Origin of the sequence: Kitasatospora sp. NPDC028055, assembly GCF_040637885.1 — a bacterium.
Classification (GTDB): Bacteria; Actinomycetota; Actinomycetes; order Streptomycetales; family Streptomycetaceae; genus Kitasatospora.
On sequence record NZ_JBEZXE010000001.1, the window covers coordinates 478,534 to 499,975 of the forward strand.

Below are 21,442 nucleotides of genomic sequence, written 5' to 3' on the forward strand. Positions count from 1 at the left end.
CCTCTCGTGCGCTGCCGTCAGGTCGTGCTGGGTGCGGATGTCCGGTTGGAAGGGCTCGACCACTCTAGGACGCCGACCCACTAGGCAACTTGATATCCAGGTATGCCTGCACCGGCTCGAACAACCCGTACGGCACGTACTCCGAGATCTGGTCGGATGTGATCCACGCGAGGTCCGCCAGTTCCTCGGTGTCGACGACCGTGGCCGTCCCGCTCACTACCTCGCAGGCGGTGTACGACATCTGTCGGCCGGTCTTCGGGTGTACGCGGTTGCCGAGCAGCTGAACGGCTCGCACGGTCAGGCCGACTTCCTCGTCGGTCTCGCGGACAGCGGCATCGTTCGGCGCTTCGCCAGGCTCAATCTCGCCGGCCGGGAACTGCCACGACAGCTCGCCTTCGGTGACGCGGCGCTGAACCATGAGGACGCGGCCCTCGTGGACGATGATGGCGGCGGCAATGCCCGGCTTAGTGCTGCTCGGCTCGGTCATTCTGGGGCTCCTCCAGGGCGGCCAGGATGGGCGAGAAGATCGTATCGACAGGGATGAATCGGGGCACCGCGTTTCTGGGAACCCACATCACGTCCGCGTTCTCGATCACGTCCTGGTTCTGGGCGTCACCAGCGAGGTACTCGGCCAGGTAGTACTGACACCACACTCCGGTGGTGGGGTGGAGCCGACCGCCGAGGTCCTCACGGACCGCGCAGTGGACGCCGGTCTCGGCCAGGGTCTCGCGGACTGCTGCCGACTCCGGGCTTCCGCCCGGCTTGATGACGCCAGCGGGGAATTGCCAGCGGATGCCGGCGGTCTCGTCGTCGCGTCGGCAGACAAGCAGGACTTCGGTGCCGCGGAGCACTACGGCGACGGCGACGCGCAGCGCTTGGGCGGTCTGGCCAGTTGGGCCGGTGTTCAGGATCGCGAACCGCTTCTGCACGGCGGGCGCCGCGGTCTCGAGGGCCTTGTCCAAGAGCTGGCGCATCTCGGGGCGGGGTACCAGCTCTGGGTTCTGGTGCCAGTTGGCGACGGTCCGCAGGCCGATGCCGAGCCGCCCGGCGAACGCCTCGTTGGTGTCGCGCAGGGCTTCTTGGAGTTGGCAGGCGGACGCCCCCGTCCAGGTCACAACTACGTCCACCTGCTGCTCCTCCCCGGAACCGACGGTTGGCTACGCTTTGGTCTTCGCTTCGAGCACCGGGCGCAAGAGCCGCAGCGGGGTGTTCCAGTCGTACTTGTCCCGGCCGCCGCCGGCCTTCGGCTTGTGCGGGACGTAGTCGCCGAACAGCACGCCCATCGCCTTGAGGCGCTCCACGTTGGCGGCATAGGCGGGGTGAGCGGCCTGGGCGGAGTTGACGTACGGCTGCGCGACCACGGGGATGCCCAGGCCGTAGGACTCGGTGAGGATGCCCAGCAGCAGGGTGTCCGCGTGGCCGTCGGCCCACTTGTTGATCGTGTTGAAGGTGGCGGGCGCGACGGCGATGGCATCGGCCGGCGGCAGCGAGGCCGGGACATCGGGGGTGCGCCAAGCGGAGCGGATCGGGTAGCCCGTCTGCTGCTCGATGGCGGCCTGGTCGATGAACTCCATCGCGTTCGGGGTGGCAACCACGCCGACCCCCCACCCCTCCGCCTGGGCCGCCGCGATCAGCGTGCTGACGTCATCGGCAACGCCGGAGGCGCAGACGGCGACGTACAGGAAGGGCTTGCTGTTCAAGGTCGGACTCCCAACTCGCGGCTGAACTGGCGGAGCTCCGGCAGCGCACCGCGGCGGTCGCGGGCCGTCATGTCGGCCACCAACTCCCGGATGTCGGGACGGCGCCGGATGTCTTCGGCCGCGTGCCGTTCGGCGATGCGCAGGGCCCGGTAGCCCTCGGACAGTTTGCCCTGCTGGTTGAACGCCCGTGCGAGGTCCACCCACAGCGCGGCCTGTCGCTCGGGCGCGGGGATGCGGCGGCGGAGCAGGGGACGGGCTGCTTCGACGGCCGCGCCGGCGTCGCCGAGGGCGACGGCGGCGGACACCTGGTGCAGGGCGACGTTGGTGGGGCTGAAGTTCGCCCAGGCGTCGGGGCGGTCGCGGTCAACGTATCGGGCGACTTCGCCGGCCTGCTTGAGCAGTTCGGCGGTGGTGGAGCGGTCGCCGCCGGTGCTGGCAGCGGTCACCCCTCGCAGCAGCATCAGGCCGAACGCGGCGAGGTCGCCGGGTTCGCGCTGGTCGTAGTGGCCGCCGAGCTGGTCGGCGGTGTGGCGGACCATCGTGACGGCAGGGGCGTGGTGGCGTTCGCGGGCCATCAGGTGCGTCTGCACGCGGACACTGGAGGCCAGGACGGTCGGGTTGCCGCTGCGTTCGGCTTCGCTCATCGCCCGGCCGACGGCGAGCCATGCGGTGCCGGTGTCGCCGAGCTTGATCAGCATACTGACGGTGGTCTGGTAGGCCGTGGCGCTCAGGCCGGCCAAGGTCAGGTCGTCGGGGGCCTCGTGCTGGGCCCGGCGCAGGTCGGCGAGCAGGATCGGCAGGAGGGCTTCGAGTTCGGTGTAGCGGCAGCTGTAGAGGTGTCGGCGGGCCTTGGCCAGTTCGTGGCGCAGGGTGTCCTGGGCGAGGAGCTGCCGGTCGGGCAGCGCGGTGGCGGTGGGCAGTAACGCCTGGACGAGCTCCAGGCCGGTGGTGAGGGTGCGGGCCGGGGTTGCGAGGGCGGCCACGCCGACCGCCACGAAGCCTCGCCGATACATGTCGTCGTCCGTCCTGGTGTCCGCTCCGTTGGGGAAGGCGGTCAGGCCCAGGCTCTCCAGGGGGATGTCGAGTTCCGCCGCGACGGCCCGCAGGACTCGTACGTCGTCGGTTCCGATTCCCCTCTCCAGTCGGCTCAGCTTCGACTGGTGGTAGCCCAGCGCGGAAGCCACGTCCTCCTGCGACCGGCCAGCGGCCCTGCGGGCGAGCCGGATCACCGATCCGATCTGGCGTGCGTCGATGGGCGCGCGGGCGGCCTCCGACATAGCTCCTCCTGCCACCCTCAGCCTGCCTGGCGCGGGCTTCGTCGGCCGATCCGGATCAAGACGTCATGCACGTTCTGCATGATCCATGCGGAACATGCGGCGGAGCGGACCGAACTGCTCCTTCATGGAGTTGACTGGTCGTCGACCACGTCGCCCGCGAAGAGGAACAGGACCCATGTCGCCGAGCCGACCGCCGCCCCCGGGCCTGACCGGTGCACCGTAGGTGCACCGCTGCCGCACTGCGGCGGCATGGTGCCGGACCGGCAGCGGCTCCAGACTGAGGTTGCGACGAGAACTCGCGCCCACACGCAGTTAAAAGTTCGGTCGTGTCCGAGTCTAGGCCAGCACCGGCCTCCGCGGGCAGTGATCGACAAAGGGGGCGCCCTGCTCCTCCGCTGGTTGGCTCCGTGATTCGAAAACCGGTGTGTCCACGCCGGTAACCTCGTGTCAGACGTGCCCCGATGCACCGTCAGTTCGTGATTCTGGTAGGGGAAAGGGAACACATGACCGAGGAGACCCAGAGCCAGGTGGAGCGCACGCTCGTGCTGCTCAAGCCCGATGCGGTGGCTCGTGGTCTGTCCGCTCGGATCTTGGCGCGGTTCGAGGACACCGCGCTCAAGGTCGTCGGCACGAAGATGAAGTGGATGGACGCCGAGTTCACCCGCCGGCACTACGCGGACCTGGAGGAGCGGCTGGGCCCCGAGGTCTACAACATGACCGCCGCCTTCATGCAGCAGGGCCCGGTGATCGCCGTCGTGCTGGAGGGCTACGACGCCATCGCCACGGTGCGCAAGATCGTGGGCAGCACCTACCCGGACCAGGCCCCGGCCGGCACGATCCGCGGCGACTTCTCGCACATGAGCCGGGGCGCCAGCGTGGCCGTCGGCAAGGCGGTCGCCAACCTGGTTCACGCCTCCGGCAACCGCGAGGAAGCCGAGCAGGAAGTCGCCCTCTGGTTCGCCAAGGACGAGCTGTTCGACTACAAGACGCTCGCCGAGACGTACATCTACTGAGGTGCCGGGCGTCACCCCGGTGGCGCCGTGCGAGTTCAACACCACGGAACGACTGGCACGACGAGAGGGCGCACCATGACAAGCACGACCCGCACGGCTTCCGCGGCCGAGCTGGAAGTGGCGTTCCAGCAGGAACTGGCCACGGACCGCTGGACGGCGGCCGAGACCGCGTACGCCCTGGCGCTGCTGCTGCGCGACGCCGGCGAGTGGGACACCTCGCGCGCGTGGGTCCGGCAGTGCCTCCAGCTGCTGGAGGGCTTCCCCTCCGACACCGAGGAGCAGGTGGCCACCCGGCGCACCACCGTCGGTGGCGTGCCGCTGCCGAACTACCTGCACGAGGGCGTCGTCCGCGAGCGGTTCGGCGAGCTGGCCTGACACACGGGCTGCCGGTGGTGCGGTCAGGATTCTGACCGGCCGCACCACCGGCGCACCACCAACTTCACACCGACCACCGGGCCGGCCAGGGGGTACCTGCTGCCGATCCGGCCTCATCAGCCATGCCCGAATCAGGAAGGACGACTGCCTTGGCCGTCGAGATCGAGATGCGCGCCCGGTTCGACAAGAGCGCCCACGACGCGCTCGTGGAGCGGCTGGTCCGTGACGGTGAGGACCTGGGCCAGGACAACAAGCTGATCCACTTCTTCGTCCTGCCGGACCAGCTGTTGAAGGTGACCGACAACCAGTCGGCCGGCACCGCCAAGATCACGCTCAAGGACAGCAAGATCGGCCAGGGCGCCGCGTTCAGCGAGACGGAGTTCCCGATCGCGCAGGAGGACGTGCCGGCAGCCGTCCGGGTGTTCGGCGCGCTCGGCTTCGAGGACACCCGGCACGAGGCGTTCAACTTCCGCCGCAACTTCCGCTTCAACGGCGTGGAGATCGCGGTCAAGTGGAGCGATGCGTGGGGCTACCACGCCGAGTTCGAGGTCCTGCTGCCGGACGGCGCCCCGGACGCGGACAAGGACGAGGCCGCCGCCACGATTATCGACTGCGCCTCCGAACTGGGCGTCGCCCTGATGAGCGAGAAGGATCTGGCCGACTTCACCGCCGCCTTCGAGGCCGCCGAGGCCGAGCGCAAGGCCGCCCAGGCCGCCGAGATCCGGTAGGGCATCCGACAGTCCTGACCACCGAGGGGGTGGGCCGCACCATGAGCACGACCCGCACGGACAGCCTGGTCGAGTTGGCTGCCCGCAAGGAACTGCCGCGCCACCAGTTCACCGATCACGTCACCGTCGAGTGGATCAAGGCCAACCGGCCCGACTTCCCCCCGGCGTGGCCGCCGCCGCTGCGCGATGCCACCAAGGCCCTGATGGAATACGCCGCCATCCCCACTCGGTGGCTCGCCCAGCCCGACCTCGCCGATTCCCTGCACGGCCACCGGCACGGCCTGCGCACGGCGGTCTTCGCCGCGCTGCTGGCCGACTGGCACGGCCTAGACGAGTCGGACACCGCCACCACGGTCATCGCGGCGGCCGTCCACGACTGCCAGCGCCAGCACGACAAGGACGACACCGGCCACGGCAACCGGGCCGCCGTCTGGCTCGGCGCCAACGCCGATCTCGTCTGGACGCACTTTCGCCGCCGGCCCACCCCCGCCGAAGTGGTCAAGGCCACGACCGCGGTTCGGCTGCACGAGGTGCCGTATGAGGAATTCACGGCCAACGACCACGCCGACCACGCCCGCGGGGCGCGGATCTGCGACATCGTGAAGACTGCGGACGCCCTCGACCGGTACCGGCTGCCCAAGCTCACCTGGTGGCCGAACAGCCGCTTTGTCCGCGAGTCGAACTTCGATCAGCTGCTGCCCCTGGCCTTCGACCTCGTCGTCACCTCCGAGTCGGCATTCCTCGCCGGCGCCTCCAGCACAGAGGCTGTCCGGTTCGCCGTGGCGGAGAAGGGGCTGGTGTAGACCGCCATGGACTTCACCGACGCCTACGAGAGCTGGGCCGACGCGCACGCCTTCTACGGCGCCAGCCTCGTCCCAACTACCCCCGACCCGGTCGACCCGCTCGGCCCCCAGAAGGCCGCCTGGACCGACCGCCTCGCCCTCGGCACCCCCAACGGCCACCTGCTCCGCCGCAACACCCTGTTCGACTCCCTCGCCGCTGGCGGCAAGCTCCACCTTCTGCACGTCACCCACGCCCTGGAGAAGATCAGCAAGGACGGCTCGCTCTATCCCTCCGGCGGGTGCCTGGTCGGCAGCATCTACTGCGCGCCGCTGACCGCGACCGACCACGGCTTCCGCGCGCACAACCTCGGCTCCTACATCCTCACCCGCGAGGCCCCCGCCTTCCTTGCGAAGATCGGCCGCCCCGACCACCACCCCACCCCGCTGGTCTTCGAACTGGATCTCCCCCCGCAGGCGTACCAGGGCCTGGCCGGCGTGGACTACCTGCGCCTCGGTTCGATCCACCTCGCGATCTACACCCACCTCGAGTACCTGCTCTCCAAGGCCGAGCGGAACCAACTGCGGGAGACCGTGGTCAGCCGGGTGAAGAACTCCGCCGCCTTCCTGGCTCTGGCCGCCGCCGTCGCCTACCAGGGCGCGGTCGTGGAACCCGCAGGCTTCCTGCGGCAGCTGGACGAGACGATCCCGCGCCTGCCGATCCTCGGCTACATCTTCTTCGAGGCTCTGTCGGAGTACGCGATGTTGCACTCCACCAGTCCGCGCACCCGGCGACTGGCTGAGATCGGCGAGTTCGACAACTGGCTCTACAAGGAGCTGCTGTTCGCCGTCCCCGGCATGATCGGCCGCTTCGACCTGGCCAGGTTCCGTGTGCCCGACCTCGGTGCCGCGCTGAGCGCGGTGGACCCCACCCTCGACGCGAACGCGGCGGCTCTCTACCTCACCGCCCGGATCAGCCACTTGGTGGCCGCCCGTCTCTTCACTCCTGGGCAGGTCCCGGACCGCTGGCACCACACCAAGTGGGAATTCGACTCCCTCGCCCCTCAGCTCGGCCCGCTGCTCGGCCACCTGATCCACCGCGAACTGCGCACCTTCGGCCGCTCGCCGGACTTCTACTTCTACTTCGACCAGGTCAAGGCGCTCCAAGCCTGGAACTACTGGAACCACCTCGACATACCGGTGCCGTTCAACGGCACCATCCCGAAGGGGGAAATCGGCATCAACCCGGCCTACCCCGACCTGAAATACCGCGCGTGGAGGGCCGACACCGACGAGGCCGGCAACCTCCACCCCACCGAGGAACTCGACCTCACCATCACCCCGCGGCTGGTCGACCTCCGCTCCACCCTGATGCGCAACAACCAGTGGGCCCCGGCCGCCGCCTGAGCCCGCCGCCCGGCCGCCGCCTCCCGCACCGCTCCCTCCCGCCAGCGCACCCCCTCTTGAGGAGAGGTCTGTCATGCCCATGGAAACAGTAGGAGTATCGTCGTCCATCGACCTGCTCGGCGAGCAGCTCGCCACGGCGCTCGCCGACCCGACCGTCGGTCACGGCTTGGCCCGCACGCTCCGCGCCGCCCTGCGGGAGGTCGAGGTGGGCCGCTACCACCGGGCCGCCCAGCGCGCCTTCCCCGACGGCCCCGACGAGCAGCCGGCCAACGTCCAGATCGGCGGCGGCAGCCACCAGCTGGACGGCTTCTTCAACATCGACCTCGTCCCGCCCGCGGACTTCCTGTGGGACGTGCGTGAAGGCATCCCGCTGCGGGACGGCACGGTCGAGCTGCTGTTCAACGAGCACTTCCTGGAGCACATCGACTACCCGCGCTCCGCCAAGGGCTTCGCCAGCGAAGCGTTCCGGGTCCTGGCTCCGGGCGGCCAGATCATCACCGGTGTGCCGGACGCCGCCCACGTGCTGAACCGCTACCCCGCCGCCCCCACCGAGACCGGCGAGATGGTCGACCGCTGGTACTCCAAGCGCACCTGCCGCAAGGACATCAACACCTTCCTCGACCTGGTCAACCTCGTCTTTCGCGACCAGGACGACGATCCGAATTACACCCCGCACCTGTGGGCCTACGACTTCGAGAAGCTCGTCCAGCTGTTCACCGAGGCCGGCTTCACCACCGTCGGGCCTTGGGTCTTCGACGCCACCCTGGCCAACCCGAAGCGCGAGTGGGCCAGCGTCTACGTCATCGCTACCAAGTAGGAACTCCCCCAACCAGCGTGGTGGTCCGGCCAACCCGGGCTGCCGCCCCGCCGGGAGGCGTCCGCAATGCAGCAAGTCCCCACCATGCACAGCCACCTGAAACTGGCCGACACCCCCAACGCGGCCGGCTGGGCCAGGGTCCACACCCGCGACGTGCTGGGCCGCTGGCAGGTGCCTCCCGACTTGATCGACACCGTACTGCTGGTGCTGTCGGAACTGGTGACCAACGCGATCCGGCACCCGAACGATGCCAAGCAACCCGAGCGGCTGACCTCGGCGGAGCTGTCCAAGGTGCAGCTGATCGGCCTGGACCTCCAGCTGCGCGGCCCGGCTGTTCTGGTGCAGGTCATGGACAACGACAGGCGGCCCCCCGTACCGAGGACGGTCGACACCGACGCCGAGAGCGGACGGGGTCTCTTCCTCGTCGAGCACATGAGCAGCAGGTGGGGCTACTTCCACCCGTCGGCGGAGGGCAAGACCGTCTGGGCCGAGGTGCACCCCAGCACCGCACGGGAAAAGCCCCGGACGGCAACGGCCAGGGAACCGTCGAACCGGGCGGGCCGGCCGCGGCCGTTCAAGCCCATCACCGATGAACACCTGCCGGTCGACGACCCACACCTCATGGGCCGTGTCCTGGTCGGACTCCGTCAGATGTGACGCCGTCGCCCACGGCGGCATCGACGGCCTTCCTCCAGTGCGGGCTACCGCACTCAAACCCCTTCGCCCATCACCCATCCAACGCCCTGACGAGGAGCTCCACCATGCCGCCCGTCCTGCCCGCCAAGCCGGACCTGTCCGACAGCGAGATCCAGCTCCTACGGCAGGTCGCCCGGGGTGATCGCAACGAAGTAGTCAGCCGTGTCACCGGCATCGACGTCTCGACCGTCGGCGACTCCGTCAAGGCGCTGACGTTCAAGCTCGGTACGCCGTATCGTCACCGCGCCGCAGCGCTCGGCGTGGGCTGGGGCTGGGTCCGGGTCGAGGACGTGCCGGCTCTCAACCCCGACAACCGTCCCCTTCCCGATCAACGTCGGGCGGTGCTCGTCGGGCTCGTCGCCGGTGACCACCCGGAAGCCATCGCCAAGCGGCTCGGCCTGACCAAGGGCACCGTCGAGACATACATCCAGAACCTTCTCCGCTCCCTCGGAGTGCGCTCCCGCCAGCAGGCCGCGGCGAGGGCTCTCCTGACCGGCATCGTGTCGCTGAGTGCACTGGGCAAGGGATGGCCGGACGTCCCGCTCGCCGACGTCCACGGTCTGGCGCCGCAGCTCGACAAGGAGAGCTGATGCTGCACAGGCGGCCGGCTGCGGGTCTGCTCGCCGGGGCGCCCTGCCGACTAGCGGCACGGTGACCACCTCCCAGTCCACCGGCCTGCGTCACGTGCGGGCTCCTTCCCTTCCGCCGCCGGAAAGCGGAGCAATCACGATGCTTGCTGGTTCTGCTACCGGCCGGCCCCCCTGGCAGAACCGGGCGGTCAGCCTCCTCACCGAATGCGGCTTCACCGGGGTGGTGCTCGACCCGTACGTTCCCGGTGACATCGAACTGCCTTGGCGCACTGGCTGGCTGGATCAGGCGGAGACCATGGCCGACGTGCTGCTGTGCTGGCGACCACTCGGACCTTGGCCGGTGGTCCGAGCCCACCGTGCCTACCTCGCCGATCGCCTACGCCCGCCGATCGTCGTTGGTTGCCCACCCGCCGTCGGTTGGCAACAGGTCACCCGCCGCGACCTGGCCATGGACGTCCCCGGCCTCACCGTGCATTCAACCCTCGCCGCGACCGTCGAGGAAGCGGTCGCCAGGCTCACTGCTCGGACCAGCCGTCGCCGCTGCAATCTACCTTCCACCAAAGGAGCTTGATGATCAGTACACCTGGGCAATCCGAGGAGGTCTCTAACAGCGAGCAACTGCTGTTCGGCGGGCCAATGCGCTACGACTACGGTTGGGCCAAGCACGAGATGGCCAGCGGGGAGGTCACGTTCTGGGCGGTGGCGCGCCAGATGCCCCGCTTCCTGCGCCTGGCCGGGCGGATGGCGTGGCAGGCTGACCGTCGGGCCCTGATCGCGCTGGTCGGTGCCGAGGTGCTGCGGGGCCTGGCGGGGGCTGCCGCGCTGATCGCGACCAACCGAGCCCTGTCGGCGATCCTGGCGCCCGGCGAAGTCGGGCAGGTTCTGCGCACCGCGCTCCCGGCGGTCATCACTGTCGGGGCCCTGGCCGCGCTCTCCTCGGTCCTGTCGGCGCTCTCCGCCTGGGCGGGTGGCCGACTGGAGCCGGCGGTCTTCCGCCGGGCCACCGTCGAGTTCCTCAGCATCGTCAGCCGCTCCGAGCTGGAGGCCATCGAGGACCCCGAGTTCCTCGCGGAGGTCGACAGCGCCCGCTGGGGCGCGATGTCCCTGCAGAACATCATCGGCCAGGCGACCTCCGTCCTCACCGCCGGCCTCTCCCTCGTCTCCGCCGCCGGCGTGCTGTCCGTCCTCCACCCGGCGCTGCTACCGATGCTGGTGCTGATCACCGCCCCGCGCGGTTGGGGAGCCGTGCTCACCGCCCGCCGCCAGTACGCCTCCACCCGGGCCTGGCTCCAGCACTCCCGCGCCAGCACCGCACTGGCGGACATGATGATCCGCCCCTACTCGGCGGCCGAGCAGCGCGTCCACGCCAGCGGCCCCTTCCTGCTCCACCACTACGAGCAGATGGCCGCCTCCGCCGAACAGGAGCAAGCCCGCCTCGCCACCGCCCGCGCTCGCACCGACTTACTCACCGCCACCCTCGCCGGCCTGGCCACCTCCGGTGCCTTCGCCCTGCTCGGCTGGCTCGTCGTGGACGGCTCCATTCCGCTCGCCGCCGCCGGCACCGCCGTCGTCGCCCTCCGCACCGGGTCAGCGAGCATCGGCGGCCTCGTCTCCCAGGTCAACCGCCTCTACGAGGAGAGCCTCTTCGTCCGCGACCTCGACCAGCTGCGCCGTGACGGCCACCGCAGGGCGATCCCCACCGGCGGGACGCCTCTGCCGGAGCGCCCGGAGACGATCACGGTCGAGGAGGTGACGTTCAGCTACCCCGGCCGCGAGGTCCCGGCGCTGGACAAGGTCAGCCTGACCATCCCGCGGGGGAAGGTCGTCGCCCTGGTGGGCCGGAACGGCTCGGGCAAGTCCACGCTGGCCCACATCCTGTGCGGCGTCTACCAGCCCCACCAGGGCAGGGTGTTGTGGGACGGTGTCGACACCGCGACCGCCGACCGTCACCAGCAGTTCCGCAGCGTCGCCCTGCTCGCGCAGAACTTCCAGCGGTGGATCTTCACCCTGCGGGCCAACCTGATGCTGGGGCGCCCCGAGGTCGCCCTCGACCAGGAGCACCTGGACGCCGCCGCCGACTACGCCGACCTCCAGCCGGTGCTCGACGAACTGCCCCGCGGCTGGAACACCCTGCTGGCCAAGGGCTTCGAGGGCGGTGTCCAGCTGTCCGGCGGCCAGTGGCAGAAGGTCGCCCTCGCCCGTACCCGCCTGCGCCTGACCACCCCCGACCAGGACAACCGGCTGCCGGCGCTGGTCGTCGTCGACGAGCCCACCTCCGCCCTCGACCCACAGGCCGAAGTCGCCGCGTTCGAGCAGATCCGCCAACTCACCGACCTCGGCGTCACCGTCGTCCTGATCACCCACCGCCTCGGTGCCACCGCGAAGGCCGACCACATCTTCGTCCTGGACCACGGCCGACTCATCGAGGAAGGCACACACGCCGACCTCATGGGCCGCCAGCCCGCGACCCACTACCGCGAGGGGTACCTGCTCCAGGCCCGCCAGTACGACACCACCGTCCCCGCCCAGACGCGCGGCCGGGACGGCGCCGACACCCACTGATCCCGATCCGGGTGTTGGCCGAGCCAGCCGGCACCCGCTTGACCTGGAGGTGCTGATGGAACCGCTGCTGGGCCACGGACCGTCCGCGGGCGCCGGGGGACTGCCCCGCGTGGGCTGGCAGGTCGAGGCCCTGCCGGTGCTACGGGCGCTGGCGGCCGACGAGCCCGCCGTGCAGAAGCTGGAGGTGGCCGGGTCTGCGGCCGGGGACGGCCGGGCGCTCGACGTCTGGTCTGACTTGGACGTGCTAGTCACCATCGACGGTGACCCGGCGCCGGTCGCCGAACGCCTCGCGCTGACGGTGCCCGCCGCACTCGGGCCCCTGTACGCGAGCAGCCGCTCGGGGGACGACCAGGAGGCCGGGGTACGGCTGGTCTTGGCGGACCTTCGCCGCATCGACCTCACAGTCCGCACTGCCGGCGCCGTCCTATACCCGCCGACCATGTGCGGTGCTCCCGACCTGGCGGGAATCGCCGCGGCGTTTCGGTTCGACGCAGTCCTCGCCGCGTCCAAGACCGCGCGCCAGGACCTGCTGATCGGCGCGCACCTCGCGCTCCAACTCCCCCGACACCTCCTGGTCGCCGCCATGGTCCTCCGCGACCAGGCGGCCGGCACCCGCCACCACCGGTACGGCAGCACCGAGTGGAACGTCTGGCCCGAACGCCTCGGGGCAGTCGCTCCACCGAGTAACGCGCTCTCCATCACCGCCTCGATCCGCCACCACGCCCACGTCCTGCAGGACCTACTCGCTGTCCACGCGCCCGACCTGGCCGTCGACGACGACCCGCTGCACCGGCTGCTCGCCGCCGTCGACCGCAGCGCCGAACGTCATTCGGCGCCCTCGGCCAGGCCCTGACCCACCTCTCCTGATACCGGCACTTCCGGCTCCAACTGTTCCTCGAGAAAGAACCTCATGACGACCATCGACGTCCTCAACAAGGCCGGGCAGTCCGGCGAACCGTACGTGGCACCGCTTCGCGCTGCGCTTGAGAGGGTCGGCCCGCGTGTAACCGCACTGACGGGGCTGCCGCTCCCGCCGACCGTCCGGCTGCGGCTGATGAGCGTGCCGGACAGCGTGCTCGCGACCAGCGTCTCCCTGCAGCGTGCGCTTCGTGAGGCCGCGCCCACGGTGGAGGGGGCGACCGACGGGCTTGTCTCGCGGCTCCACCGCCAGGCCACGGATGCCACCAGGGACGTGGAGACGGCCCTGTGGCCGCGCACCCTCGGCAAGGTCATCTACGGACCCGCCGGCACACCGCCGGAGATCGTCGTTACGCCAGCGTCGTACGACGAGGCCCGTGTCACCGGGCCCCTGATGTCCGTCGCCATGGCCACCAAGCTCGTCCAGTTGGCGGCCGTCGCCCTCCGGCCGACCCTGCTCGCCGATGCGGCCCGCATCAACCTGCTGGCGGTCCTGCAGCGTCGGTCCTCGGCCGACCAGCCCCGGCCGGCGCACGTGGTCGAGGGCTACGCCCAGTTGATCAGCCAGAAGATCGCCGAGGAGCTGACGGGCGGCAGGTCGCTGGAGCGCGGGCCGGGCGATCCGGAGCCCTCGGGGGCGTTCCGGGTCGCCGAGCAGCTACGCGAGTTGGCTCCGTACAACCATGCCACCGCCCTCGCGGAGCAGGCCAAGCCGTTCGTCGAGGCGGTCCTCCAGGCGGGCGGCCCGGAGCTGGTCAAGCGGGTGCTGCTCGACGACCTCCTGTGGCCGACGTCTGCGGACCTGGCTGCTCCGGCGCCGTGGATCGCCCGCCATGTCGCTGAGGGTGGCATCCGCTGACCGTCCGGTCGGCAGGGCTGCGCAACGCGAAGCGCTGAACAGCAAGGCCAGCTGTTCGATGAGCACTGCGTCCACGGTGAGCCCGAGGTCGCCGCTGCCCTGGGCAAGGCAATGGCGACCTCCCAGTGGTCATCGGCCTCGCCGTCCGGCCGCCTACGGCACCGACTTAACCCGTGGGCCTGGCGCGGCGAAGACTCCGTCACCCTGCGCGCCACGACGACCAGTCGAACCCCCTGACGCGACACCGGCCGCCCGCCCTGCCCAGCAAGATTGCGCCAAGCGAGATCTGCCCCAGACGAACATTCTGACCCCGTGCCCAAACTCGAACATGGAGGACACGCGTGCGTATCGCGAACCTCAACGCCTACAAGCTCCGACCCGGGGAGGAGGACTCCGCCCGGAGCCGGGCCCGCGTCACCGCGATCCGGGAGATGGCACCCGATGTCCTGGCCCTTCAAGAGGTCCTGGTCGACACGGTCCCCGACGACCAGGACTGGGACCGGGCGGCCGGTGAGATCGTCCGGCGCCTCGCGGCCGACTGCGGCCTCGCCGCAGCCGTCTCCGAGGGACCGGCCGGGGTGGCGATGGCCAGCAACTCCCACCGCCCCTGGTACACCGCCATCCTGTGGAACCCCGACACCGTCGCCCCCATCCCCGGCGGATTCCGCGCCTTCGGGGCGCCGGACTTCTGGCACGGCTGTGCCACCGCCCAGTTCGACGTCGGCACCACCGAACCCTTCCTCGTGGCGAGTTATCACGGCGACCCGTTCAGGCCCGATTTCCGGGCCAACGAGGCCCTGCGGCTCAAGGGAATCTTCCGCTGCACCGGAGGCGCCAAGCCCGGAGTTCTCCTCGGCGACTTCAACGGCATCTCGGCTGCCAGGACAGTGACCGGCGGCCACTACGACGCCGAGCCCTACACCGACCAGGACCACGACGACCTCGAATTCCAGTGCATCCCGGAGACAATCGGCACGACGAACCTGGCTGATCGGCGCCAGAGCGCCGCGCTGCTGCGACGCGGGTACATGGTCGACGCCGGCGCCCACCTCGGCGCACCGTGGCAACCGACCGTCGGGTACTGGGCCGACGGGCGGGGGGATCCGGATCCGTGGGGCGAGCGCCGTATCGACCTCGTCCTCGCGACCCGCCCGGTCGCCCCTGCGCTCGTCGACTACGGCGTCCACATCTCCCTGGCCAGCGACGAGGCCGCCGACCACCGGCCCATCTGGGCCGACCTCGATCTCAGCCGGATCGCGACCTCGACGGAGGAGAGCCGGTGAGGCTGTTCATGACCGACTCCCGCTGCTGGGGCCAACCTGGTGGCCCGGACGAGGACTGGGTGCGCCCGCACGTCCTGTGGCTGCCCCAGGACCAGCCGCAAGTCCTTGCCTACTTCCAACGCCTGCGGGAGATCACCTCCCAGTACCCGGACGTCATCGCCCCGGTCGCTGACGACGACCTCCACATGACCGTCCAGTCCATCCGGCCCACCACCGCCGATGGCACCCGCGTGGACGGCGGCCTGCTCGCGAAGGCCGCCGACGCCGTGCAGCACGAACTCGCCGACCTGGAACCGTTCTCCGTCGAGATCGGCCCGGCCCGCTCGGGCGGGTCGGCGGCACTCGTAGAGATCTGGCCCGAGGGCGGACCCGACGCGCTGTACCGGCGTGTGCGCGCCGGGCTCACCACCGCCGGGCTGGAACTGCCCCCGGCCGAAGACTCCTTCTGGTGCCACATCACCGCCGGCTACGGCGTGCAGGACACCGACACCCCGGAGCTGGCCCGCCGCTCCGACCGCCTCGCCTCCGACCTCGGCCGCGCGATTCGGCCGGGCATCCGCACCGGCGCCACCGTCGCCAGCGTCTGGCTGGTCTGGGAGCGCCAGCACCCCGAGGAGGCCCGGTACAGCTTCGAGCGCGTCCACCAGCTCCACCTCGGCCGGCCCTGACACCTCCCGGGCCGCCGCCCGGCAGCCCGGCCCCACCTCGAAGGAGACACCACCGTGGAGCGGTTCGTACCGAAGTTCCAGGGCGCCGACTGGCCCGACGGCGGCGCCCGCGCGCTGCACGTCTACGCGGTGCCCGACCTCACCGCGCACCCCGACCTGGCCCGGCTGGTCGGTGAATGCCACGAGGCGATGGCCGGCTTCCCGATCACCCCGATGACCGGCACCCTGCACTGCACCATCGAGATGATCGCCGACACCACCAGCGACAAGATCACGGACACCGAACGCGAGGTCCTGGTGGACGCGCTGCACCGTCACCTCGCCGACGTCGGTCCCCTCCAGGTCACCGTCGGCAGCCCGGTCGCCAACAAGGCCGGCGGCTACCTCGACCTCCACCCCGACGGCGAACTGGTCACCCTGCGCCAGCGCGTACGCGAAGCCATCAGCGAGGTCCGCGGGCCCGGCGCGCTCGTGCACACCGGTGGACGTCCCCACATCTCCCTGGGCTACGCCTACGACACCGCGTCCTCCGACGCCCTCCAGACCGCGCTTCGCCGCATCTCCCCCAGCCACGCTCCCCTGCGGATCGCCGGCGTCGAGCTTCTGGACGTCCTGTGGCGCCAGCAGCCGCGCCCCGGCGGCGGGACGGCGTGGGAGCTGTCCTGGGAGCCGGTGGCGACCATCCCATTGCCCGGGTCCACCAACACTGCAGCCTCGCAGGACGCTTAGTGCCCCCGTCCGGCCCTCCCGCGTGGAGGGCCACGTGGGAAAGCCGTTGGAGGAGGCCGCCCTGATAGTCGGGGGCCGGCGGCTAGCCTCGGTGTCACCGGAGCTGACATCACCGACTGGGGAGAGCTGATGAGTTGGACAAGCGATGCGCTGCGGCAGGCGGCCTGGACGGCGTGCGTCGACATGGCGACCCGTCCGCCGATCGCCCAGCCGACAGGGGAGTTCGCGGATGCCCCGAGCCAGGTCTGCCACGACGTCAACAAGGTGGTCGAGCTGCTGACCGCGGTGACCGCCGCCGGGCCGCCCCCGCTGGTGGGCCTCGCGGTCGGCCGGGCGCTGAAGGCCCTTGAACCGGCGCGTGTCCTGGCCGAGGAGTTCGACTGCTGGCAGCGGTCGCTCCCGGCGAAGCACACCGTCGGCGGCCAGGGGTACCACTGGCCGCGGCATGCCGAACTCCTGCGCGCGACACAGGAGGCGTTCGAGGCGATGCACACCGCCCACCAGGTCCTGGACGATCTCGCCCGCACCCAGCCCCTGGCCAGCTGGACGACCCTGGACAGCGAAGTCGTTCACCCCGGAGCCCGCCTGACTCTCTACCGTGATCAGGTGCTGCGTCCGGACGGTGAACGCGGCGTCTACGAGCACGTGCGGGTGCGGGACGCGGTCCGGGTCGTCGCCCTCGACCCGGCCGGGAACATCGCCCTGGTGGAGGACGCCTTCTATCTCCAGGGCACACGGGTGGTGCATCTGCCGGGCGGTGGCATCGATGCCGGCGAGAGGGTAGAGGAGGCCGCGGTGCGGGAGCTGGAGGAGGAGACCGGCTGGAGCGCCGGGCGGGTGGAGACGATCGGCGCCATCCACCCGCTGCCCAGCTCGACCCGGGCCATCACCCACCTCCTGCTCGCCACCGACCTGGTGCCCGGAACGCTACGCCGTGACGCGACCGAGGCCGCGATGACTGCGCACTGGCACCCCTTCCACGACGCCGTCGACCTCGTCACCAGCGGCGTGATCCGGGAGGCGGGCAGCGTCGCCGCGATCCTTCTCGCCGACCGGCTGCTCAAGGACGAGGCGCAATGACGTCGCGGTTCGGTAAGTTCATCTTCTAGAGCGGCCAGAATCACTGGGGACTGGGAGCCATCAATGAGTATCCGGAAGGCGGCGGGCGGCGATCCCTGGGGTGACGCCGTAGGCCGCGCCACCGCCGCGACTGCCGTCGAGCAGCCGGGTGGCATGGACGAGGATTGCTGGGAGCTGGTCGCGGGCCGCGACATTACCGCGATGGTGCTCTACGCACTGCACCTGCGGGACGGGCTGCCCGTTGCCGATGTTCCGTGGCGCTCGGTGCTGTGGTGGCTATGGGATGACCAGCGTGTCTCCGCGCTGGTGGAGGAAGTGCTGCCGACGGCCGGCCACGATCTGGCTCGGGTCGCCGAGCCCGCTGATCCGGTGGTCGAGCGGTGGCGGTGGCTGACCCGGACCTGGAATCCGGATGCGCCGATCCGGCCGCGCGCCCGCCAAGAGGTTCGAGCGCCCCTGGACGAACTGCTGTACCTGTCGTATTCCCGGCAGGACGATGCCGCGCCAGAGCCCCGGTGGGGTGGGATGTCGCGCGGTCTCGCGGCTGGGCTGCCCGATCCAGCGCTCGAGGTCTGCGTGGGCTGGGCAGCCGCTGCCGTTCAGGCCGCGATCACCACCGAACATGGTGGCTACGCACGCTTTGACCGGGTGCGCGTCACCGGCGGCCCGTTCAAGGGCCATCGTGGCTATGTCCGGCAGTCGGGCTGGTCTCTCGATGATGCCTCGCAAACGGCTGGTGGCCCACTGGGTTACGTCGTTGACCTCGACGACACCGAGGGAACCGAGGACATCGACGCGGAACTGCTCAAGCGCTCCTCCGACCAGCGCTGGCCCAGAAGGCGAGCCGGAACGCTCAAGGACGGGCCACCGCCCGGACTGCACGACCCGCTCCCTCCGGTGCCGTCCTGCGCCGATGACCTGGCCAAGATCTTGGACCGCGCTGTCAACCCGGAGATCGTCCCCCCTGGGCTTCGCGCGAGCATCGTCTCCGCCAAGCACCACCACCATGTGCTGATGGACTGCCAGGCCAGCCCCGCGCCGGCGCGCTTCACCTGGCGGGTCATCGACCACTGGTACCAGCTCACCGAGCACTACGCTGACGATCAGCGGGTGGCCATCTGGGAGGTCGAGGTGAGCAGGCACCTTCACGACCCTGCCCCGGTCTCTTACCTGGCGCTGGACGAGGACGGCGCCCGGGCGGCCATCGACCGAGCGGTGCGCACCAGGTAGCCCGCACGTCCTGCCGACGCAGCGCCTTGCAACGAAGTGTGTGTTGCTGAAACGCTGGCCAGGCCATCAACAATTCTTCAGCATCACGGCTGCCTGGTGGGAGTGGCTCCGTGATCCGTACGTGGGGGGCATGACGCTCGCATGCTGATTCAGAAGTCTCGGTTCACCGATGCGCGGCAGCTGACAGAGCCGTTGGTGAAGGACCCGTCTCTGCGGACCGGAGACGCCTTGATGGCGCACCTGGACGAGGTCGTGTTCGACGTCGACCGCACCGCGGGGCTGCTGGCCTGCTGGGCGGAGTTCGCGGCGGCGGCGCTCGGCGATCCGGCGTCGACGTTCACCGGCCTGCCTGACACGGACCCCGCCTGGGTGCAGGCGGGTCTGGTGCTGGCCGAGGCGGCGCGCCAGGGCGACCCGTCGGAGATCGAGGATACCGCTCGCCACTGCGCCGCCACGTTGGACCCGGTGGGCCGGGCCGGCCTTCTTGGACTCTGGGGGCGGGACCTGATCCCCTCACTCGTCCAGCAGGCGGGCGGGCTGGAGGAGCTGCTGGAGCAGGCGTCCCTGCACCAGACCTGTGCTGGAAACGAGGAAGCCGGCTGGGTGACCGCGGCAGCCTGGGTCGTCTGCGCGCTCACCGGCGCTGATGACGGAACTGAGGGCTTCGCCCGGATCGACCGCCTCGTCCAGGTAGAAGGCCGGGGAACCGATCTCTGGCGAGTCTGGTCCCGGGTGGCGGCCTCCATGATGTCCACCGCGTACCTGCGCGAGATGGAAGGGTTTCCGCACGGCGATCCGGACTACCCGGACGGTCTGGCGCTACGCGCCGTCGAGGCCGTCCACACCGGCGACGCCCAACTGGACAAGATCTTGGCCGAGTTCGCCGCCCAGCCGACGGACACCCAGGCCATGCTTGCGTTCGAACTGGCGATGCTGATCGCCGCCTGCCGTAATCTTCCTTCCCGCCGCGCAGCACGCCGCGCCGCGCGTGGTGAACGGGACACGGACGGGGAGGCGTTGAGCGCCGAGGTCGGGGCCTTGATGGACAAGTTGCCGGCCCACATCGTCGAGCGGACCGGCCGGATGTACGCCCTGGCGCGCCGCGCGGTGCTGGCCCTCATCGACGGCGATGCCGATACTCTCGCCGCCGTCGTCGACCGCATCGGCTCCTGGGATGACGACCCCGGCCGCGACCCCTACCCGGACCCTCCCTTCAAGTACCCCGCTTCGGAGGCCCTGAGCCTCGCCAACGAGTTCTTCCGCCTCGGTGAACTCGTCGGCGTCCACACATCCAACTACGCTGCCGCCGACGGCGCCACGAGACTGATCAAGCAATGCGCGCCCGCCGGCCACCGCGAGGCCGCCCTGTCCCTACTCTCGACGATGAAGGCGGACGGCCACGGCGGCGTCGAGTTCGATCGGGCCGCCGCCGATGGGCCAGCAGGGCTGCTCGCGTTCGCCGCGACGGCTGCCTCGCTCACGGAGAACCGTCGCGTCTTCCGCTCCAAGGAAACCGTTCGCCTCACTCTGATCAAGCACATCAGGGAGAGTGAGGCCAAGGCCCTGCGGATCCCCGACCGCGAATCGATCAGTGAGATCAGCGACCAGGATGCGCTCGCCTTCCTGCACCAGCTCTACGGCGACGACTACCCCCTCCCCCGCGACCCCGACGAGCGTGCCGTGTGGGAGCTGGACATCGTCGCCGTCATCAAGCAGCACCTCCTGGACACTCCGGCCGACGCCACGACGCCGGGACAGAGGCGGGCCCTCCACGAGCGATTGACCACCATCCTCCAGGCCGCCGCCGGCACACCTCGTAGGACCCCACAGCCGCCGGACCGAAGCGGTGTCGTCCGTGTCCAGCCCAAGAAGGCATCGAAGCGGAAGCGGAAGGGCAAATAGGGCGGACCACCCCGCCGACGGAACAGCATGGGAACTGTCGCGTGAGCCGGTGGCGAGTCCCGCCGACGCGTAAGGCCGCGTACGGTCCTGCCCAGCTCAGGCCCCGAGTCGGGGATCTGCGGTTCCTACGGGCTCGGCAAGCGGTCCGGCCGGCGGGGGTTGCCGTTTGCGCAATTGCCGTACGAAGTGGCGGTTGTGCGTCTACGGTGGCCGCACCGAGAGTCACCGAAGGGAGCCCCGGCGTGGCCACGATGGAGATCGGTCAGGGCACGATGCTGACCGCCCCGCACTGCGTGCCGAAGCTGCCGAGCTGGCACGAGTGCAGCCGCCTGCACCAGCACATTTACGAGGTCACGGCCGCAGCCATGTACCCGCAGTCCCAGACCACTTGGACCGACGAGCAAGCTGCGGAGGCCGCCCGCTTCCGGCAGCAGGTGACGCAGCTGTGGGTGGTCGGCGACGGGGACTCCGGTCCCGCCGGGCGGGAGTGGGCGGTGGGGGCTGCCTGCCCCGGAACCGAGTTGCCCCAGGCTGTCAGCGTCGAGACCTCAGACCTCGCCCGCCGCGTACATCAGTTCCTCTCCGCCGACTTGCCCAGTGCCGTGCCGCTGAAGGTGACGGTCAGCTGCCTCTCGCGTGGCTACGCCGTGGATGTCACTGGTTGTGCCGGCTCCGACCTGCACGAGAGCGTCCACCGCCTCACCGGGTCGGGCTCCGTACCACGCCTGTAGCTCCGGCCGGTTTGGCTACTGGGATCGGCCGACGGCGCGGCGACCACCGAGCTGGCATGCGGGCCCTGGCCTGCGCCGCAGCCGCGCCCGCACTCGTG

General features: G+C 70.3%; 23 protein-coding genes. 19 read left to right on the forward strand and 4 right to left on the reverse strand.

Annotated features, from left to right (window positions below):
- Positions 1–64 precede the first annotated feature (64 nt).
- From AB0F71_RS02390 to AB0F71_RS02405, 4 genes are read right to left on the reverse strand one after another with little or no spacing between them, the layout of a single operon-like run.
- Positions 65–487 (reverse strand): NUDIX hydrolase, encoded by a 423-nt coding sequence (locus AB0F71_RS02390; protein WP_360226840.1) that lies wholly within the window; start codon positions 485–487, stop codon positions 65–67.
- On the reverse strand, positions 465–1,127 hold the full coding sequence (locus AB0F71_RS02395; protein ID WP_360226843.1) for an NUDIX domain-containing protein: 663 nt from the start codon (positions 1,125–1,127) through the stop codon (positions 465–467). The genes AB0F71_RS02390 and AB0F71_RS02395 overlap by 23 nt, the downstream gene beginning before the upstream one ends.
- Positions 1,128–1,157: 30 nt before the next feature.
- Positions 1,158–1,700, reverse strand: coding sequence for a flavoprotein (locus tag AB0F71_RS02400; RefSeq protein ID WP_360226846.1), 543 nt, complete (start codon positions 1,698–1,700; stop codon positions 1,158–1,160).
- Positions 1,697–2,977, reverse strand: a complete 1,281-nt coding sequence (locus tag AB0F71_RS02405) for a helix-turn-helix transcriptional regulator (protein ID WP_360226849.1) — start codon at positions 2,975–2,977, stop codon at positions 1,697–1,699. Before AB0F71_RS02405 ends, AB0F71_RS02400 begins: the two co-directional genes overlap by 4 nt.
- 503 nt (positions 2,978–3,480) lie before the next feature.
- Here AB0F71_RS02405 and AB0F71_RS02410 point away from each other — a divergent pair.
- The 19 genes from AB0F71_RS02410 (at position 3,481) to AB0F71_RS02500 (ending at position 21,344) form a co-directional block, all read left to right on the forward strand.
- Positions 3,481–3,990 (forward strand): nucleoside-diphosphate kinase, encoded by a 510-nt coding sequence (locus AB0F71_RS02410; protein WP_360226852.1) that lies wholly within the window; start codon positions 3,481–3,483, stop codon positions 3,988–3,990.
- A gap of 75 nt (positions 3,991–4,065) precedes the next feature.
- Positions 4,066–4,365: a hypothetical protein gene (locus AB0F71_RS02415; RefSeq protein WP_360226855.1), complete on the forward strand. Its 300-nt coding sequence runs from the start codon at positions 4,066–4,068 to the stop codon at positions 4,363–4,365.
- A 149-nt stretch (positions 4,366–4,514) separates the two neighbouring features.
- Positions 4,515–5,093, forward strand: coding sequence for a hypothetical protein (locus tag AB0F71_RS02420; protein ID WP_360226858.1), 579 nt, complete (start codon positions 4,515–4,517; stop codon positions 5,091–5,093).
- Positions 5,094–5,134: 41 nt separating this feature from the next.
- Positions 5,135–5,896: an HD domain-containing protein gene (locus tag AB0F71_RS02425; protein WP_360226861.1), complete on the forward strand. Its 762-nt coding sequence runs from the start codon at positions 5,135–5,137 to the stop codon at positions 5,894–5,896.
- A gap of 6 nt (positions 5,897–5,902) precedes the next feature.
- Entirely contained in the window at positions 5,903–7,279 is a 1,377-nt protein-coding gene (locus AB0F71_RS02430; RefSeq protein WP_360226864.1) for a hypothetical protein, read from the forward strand.
- 79 nt (positions 7,280–7,358) lie between these two features.
- The gene (locus AB0F71_RS02435; protein ID WP_360227688.1) at positions 7,359–8,096 is read left to right on the forward strand and encodes a methyltransferase domain-containing protein; all 738 of its coding nucleotides are present in this window, start codon (positions 7,359–7,361) and stop codon (positions 8,094–8,096) included.
- Positions 8,097–8,162: 66 nt separating this feature from the next.
- Entirely contained in the window at positions 8,163–8,753 is a 591-nt protein-coding gene (locus AB0F71_RS02440; RefSeq protein WP_360226867.1) for an ATP-binding protein, read from the forward strand.
- A gap of 104 nt (positions 8,754–8,857) precedes the next feature.
- Complete coding sequence (locus AB0F71_RS02445) at positions 8,858–9,382, forward strand: LuxR C-terminal-related transcriptional regulator (protein WP_360226870.1); 525 nt, start codon at positions 8,858–8,860, stop codon at positions 9,380–9,382.
- 61 nt (positions 9,383–9,443) lie between these two features.
- Positions 9,444–9,953, forward strand: a complete 510-nt coding sequence (locus AB0F71_RS02450) for a hypothetical protein (RefSeq protein ID WP_360226873.1) — start codon at positions 9,444–9,446, stop codon at positions 9,951–9,953.
- Entirely contained in the window at positions 9,953–11,944 is a 1,992-nt protein-coding gene (locus tag AB0F71_RS02455) for an ABC transporter ATP-binding protein (RefSeq protein WP_360226876.1), read from the forward strand. The genes AB0F71_RS02450 and AB0F71_RS02455 overlap by 1 nt, the downstream gene beginning before the upstream one ends.
- A gap of 55 nt (positions 11,945–11,999) precedes the next feature.
- On the forward strand, positions 12,000–12,797 hold the full coding sequence (locus tag AB0F71_RS02460; RefSeq protein ID WP_360226879.1) for a hypothetical protein: 798 nt from the start codon (positions 12,000–12,002) through the stop codon (positions 12,795–12,797).
- Positions 12,798–12,854: 57 nt separating this feature from the next.
- The gene (locus AB0F71_RS02465) at positions 12,855–13,721 is read left to right on the forward strand and encodes a hypothetical protein (RefSeq protein ID WP_360226882.1); all 867 of its coding nucleotides are present in this window, start codon (positions 12,855–12,857) and stop codon (positions 13,719–13,721) included.
- A 341-nt stretch (positions 13,722–14,062) separates the two neighbouring features.
- Positions 14,063–15,004, forward strand: coding sequence for an endonuclease/exonuclease/phosphatase family protein (locus AB0F71_RS02470; protein WP_360226885.1), 942 nt, complete (start codon positions 14,063–14,065; stop codon positions 15,002–15,004).
- Complete coding sequence (locus AB0F71_RS02475) at positions 15,001–15,672, forward strand: 2'-5' RNA ligase family protein (RefSeq protein WP_360226888.1); 672 nt, start codon at positions 15,001–15,003, stop codon at positions 15,670–15,672. The genes AB0F71_RS02470 and AB0F71_RS02475 overlap by 4 nt, the downstream gene beginning before the upstream one ends.
- Positions 15,673–15,726: 54 nt before the next feature.
- Positions 15,727–16,401, forward strand: coding sequence for a 2'-5' RNA ligase family protein (locus AB0F71_RS02480; protein WP_360226891.1), 675 nt, complete (start codon positions 15,727–15,729; stop codon positions 16,399–16,401).
- Positions 16,402–16,530: 129 nt separating this feature from the next.
- Positions 16,531–17,481, forward strand: a complete 951-nt coding sequence (locus AB0F71_RS02485; RefSeq protein WP_360226894.1) for an NUDIX hydrolase — start codon at positions 16,531–16,533, stop codon at positions 17,479–17,481.
- A 63-nt stretch (positions 17,482–17,544) separates the two neighbouring features.
- Positions 17,545–18,711 (forward strand): hypothetical protein, encoded by a 1,167-nt coding sequence (locus AB0F71_RS02490; RefSeq protein ID WP_360226897.1) that lies wholly within the window; start codon positions 17,545–17,547, stop codon positions 18,709–18,711.
- 141 nt (positions 18,712–18,852) lie between these two features.
- Positions 18,853–20,613: a hypothetical protein gene (locus AB0F71_RS02495; protein ID WP_360226900.1), complete on the forward strand. Its 1,761-nt coding sequence runs from the start codon at positions 18,853–18,855 to the stop codon at positions 20,611–20,613.
- Between the two features lie 242 nt (positions 20,614–20,855).
- On the forward strand, positions 20,856–21,344 hold the full coding sequence (locus AB0F71_RS02500; RefSeq protein ID WP_360226903.1) for a hypothetical protein: 489 nt from the start codon (positions 20,856–20,858) through the stop codon (positions 21,342–21,344).
- Positions 21,345–21,442 lie beyond the last annotated feature (98 nt).